Below are 3,232 nucleotides of genomic sequence, written 5' to 3' on the forward strand. Positions count from 1 at the left end.
CAGGCCTGACGGCCCCCGCGGCCAGGCCTGACGGCCCCGGCGGCCGGTCCTGACAGACCGCGCGGCTCCTGCCGGGGAGGCGCCGCCCACCCCCGTGTGTGGCCGACCCGCGGGCCGCTCCACGACACCCGGGCGGACATTCCGCGCCGGGCACGCTATCCTGTGGGCAGGCAGATACTCACACTTGCAATGGGCACCCCCGAGGTGGCCCAGCACCGTTTCCGAGGGGGTCAGGTCAATGGGCCGAGGCCGCGCGAAGGCGAAGCAGACCAAGGTCGCTCGCGAACTCAAGTACAACACTCCGCAGACGGACCTAGAACGTCTCCAGCAGGAGTTGTCGGGTGGGGGGTCGTCCATGCGGCTCAGCACCGACGAGGACGACGACCCCTACGGGTCGTGGTCCGACGGCGACACCAGGTACTGACCACTCCCGCTCCCGCCAGACCTCTCGTGGGCCGGGCATCCCCCTACGGATGCCCGGCCCCCGTACGTGGCGCGGGCGGGGATCAACTGAAAACAACGACAGCGACCCGGCCGGAACTGCCCCGGCCGGGTCGCTGTCGTCGTATGGTCCGCGTGGCGCGGTCAGAACCGCGCGTGTGAGCCCTCGAGCACGACCCGGGGTGCGTCGGCGTCCTCGCCGGCCTTCTCCACGCGGCCGATCACCCAGTTCTCCACGTGGCGGGCGGTGAGGACGGCCTGGGCCCGGTCCACGTCCTCCTCGGGCAGGACGGCGACCATGCCCACGCCCATGTTGAACGTGCGCTCCATCTCCGCCTGCTCGACGCGGCCGTGGTGCGCGATCGTGCCGAACACGGCGGGCACGGGCCACCGACCGCGGTCGAGCCGCGCGACCAGACCGCGCGGCATGACGCGCGCCAGGTTCTCGGCCAGGCCACCGCCGGTGACGTGGCTGAACACTCGGACGTCGGTCTCGGCGATGAGGCTCAGGCAGTCGAGCGCGTAGATCCGCGTCGGCTCGAGCAACTCCTCACCCAGCGTGCGGCCGAACTCTTCGACGTGCCCCTCGAGGGGCAGCCGCGCGAGGTCGAGCAGCACGTGCCGCGCCAGGGAGTACCCGTTGGAGTGCAGCCCGGAGGACGCCATCCCGACGATGACGTCGCCCGGCCGGACGTTCTCGGCCTGGAGGATCTCGTCGGCCTCCACGATCCCCACGCCGGTGGCGGAGATGTCGTACTCGCCCGGTGCCATGAGGCCCGGATGCTCGGCGGTCTCCCCGCCCAGGAGCGCGCAGCCGGCACGGACACACCCCTCGGCGATGCCCTCGACGATGTCGGCGACGTGCTCGGGGACGACCTTGCCGATCGCGATGTAGTCCTGCAGGAAGAGCGGCTCGGCGCCGCACACCACGAGGTCGTCGACGACCATGGCGACCAGGTCGATCCCGACGGTGTTGTGCACGTCCATCGCCTGGGCGACCGCGATCTTGGTGCCGACGCCGTCCGTGGACGAGGCCAGCAGCGGCTGGCGATACGTGTTCTTCAGTGAGAACAGCCCGGCGAAGCCACCGAGGCCCCCCATCACCTCCGGCCGGGTCGCCCGCTTGGCGTGCGGCGCGAACAGCTCCACCGCGCGCTCACCCGCGTCGATGTCGACGCCGGCGGCGGCGTACGAGGCGCCGGTCGGGGGGTGTGGGTTCTCGGTCATGTGGTGTCTCTCCTCGTCGGCGCCGCTCTCGGGCGCCCGGTGGGGTTCGGCGGTCGACGCCGGTGTCAGAGCCTGTGGACGACGTCCGCGCTCTCGCTGCTGTCCGGGGCCTCGGCGATCTCCAGCTCGTCGACCTCGGCGGCGAGCGCACGAACGGCCGCGCTCATGGCCGAGTCGTCGGGGAGTTCGATGGGATAGCGCCCGTCGAAACACGCCGCGCACAGCTCGTCGCTGCGCTGGCCGCTCGCCTCGATCATCCCGTCGACGGAGACGTACCCGAGGCTGTCCGCGCCGATCGCGCGGCGCACCCCCTCGAGCATCCCGTCCGACGCGTCGACGCCGTTGGCGATGAGCTCCGCCGGGCTGGCGAAGTCGATGCCGTAGAAGCACGGCCAGCGCACCGGTGGCGAGGCGATCCGGACGTGCACCTCGAGGGCGCCCGCCTCGCGCAGCATCCGCACCAGGGCGCGCTGCGTGTTGCCACGGACGATCGAGTCGTCCACCACCACCAGGCGCTGCCCCCGGATCACCTCGCGCAGGGGGTTGAGCTTGAGGCGGATGCCCAACTGGCGGATGGTCTGGCTGGGCTGGATGAACGTGCGGCCCACGTAGGCGTTCTTCGTGAGCCCCTGCGCGAACGGGATGCCCGAGCCCTGGGCGTACCCGACGGCCGCCGGCGTGCCGGACTCGGGCACCGGGATGACCAGGTCGCCGTCGGCGGGGTGCTCGCGGGCCAGCCGGCGACCGATCTCGACGCGGGCGGAGTTGACCAGACGCTGGTTGATCACCGAGTCCGGCCGGGCCAGGTAGACGTACTCGAAGACGCACGTCTTGGGGGTCGGGGGCGAGAGCTTGCGGGACCGTACGCCGTCGGCGTCGATCGCGATGAGCTCGCCGGGCTCGATGTCGCGGACGAACGAGGCGCCAACGATGTCCAGGGCGGAGGTCTCCGAGGAGACGACCCACCCGCGCTCCAGGCGACCGAGCGCCAGCGGGCGGACCCCGTGCGGGTCACGCGCCGCGTACAGGGTGTTCTCGTCGGAGAAGGTGAGGCAGTAGGCGCCCCGCAGGCGCGGGAGCAGGCGGGCGGCGGCCTCCTCGAGCCCGCCCTCCCGTGCCTCGTGCGCGAGCAGGGTCGAGATGATGTCGGAGTCCGAGTGCGCGCTGTCCTCGGTGTACCCGCGGATGCCCAGCTCGGTGGCGTGCCGCTTGAGCTCGCGGGTGTTGACGAGGTTGCCGTTGTGCCCGAGGACCACGGAACCGCCCTCGGTGGTGGGGCGGAACATCGGCTGGGCGTTGTCCCAGCTCGCCGCGCCCGTGGTCGAGTACCGGCAGTGGCCGATCGCGACGTGGCCGTGCATCGACTCGAGCGTCTTCTCGTCGAAGACCTGGCTGACGAGGCCGAGGTCCTTGTAGACGAGGACCTGCTCGCCGTCGGCGACGGCGATACCGGCCGCCTCCTGGCCGCGGTGCTGTAGCGCGTACAGGCCGTAGTAGGTGAGTTTGGCGACGTCCTCGCCGGGGGCCCACACCCCGAAGACGCCGCACTCCTCGACGGGGCCGA

General features: G+C 71.8%; 3 protein-coding genes. 1 reads left to right on the forward strand and 2 read right to left on the reverse strand.

Features of this window, described 5'->3' with window-relative positions:
- Positions 1 to 238 precede the first annotated feature (238 nt).
- Complete coding sequence (locus tag G6030_RS11575) at positions 239 to 424, forward strand: DUF3073 domain-containing protein (protein ID WP_007630683.1); 186 nt, start codon at positions 239 to 241, stop codon at positions 422 to 424.
- Positions 425 to 585: 161 nt separating this feature from the next.
- Here the strand turns inward: G6030_RS11575 and purM are convergent, their stop codons facing one another.
- Positions 586 to 1,668 carry a phosphoribosylformylglycinamidine cyclo-ligase gene (gene purM / locus G6030_RS11580; RefSeq protein ID WP_007630684.1) on the reverse strand — a complete coding sequence of 361 codons (1,083 nt, stop codon included), beginning with the start codon at positions 1,666 to 1,668 and terminating at the stop codon, positions 586 to 588.
- A gap of 65 nt (positions 1,669 to 1,733) precedes the next feature.
- Positions 1,734 to 3,232, reverse strand: a 1,499-nt coding sequence (gene purF / locus G6030_RS11585) for an amidophosphoribosyltransferase (RefSeq protein ID WP_182643222.1), incomplete at its 5' end; no start/stop codon positions are given.

Source organism: Dietzia sp. E1 (assembly GCF_014145015.1).
Taxonomy (GTDB): Bacteria; Actinomycetota; Actinomycetes; order Mycobacteriales; family Mycobacteriaceae; genus Dietzia; species Dietzia cinnamea_A.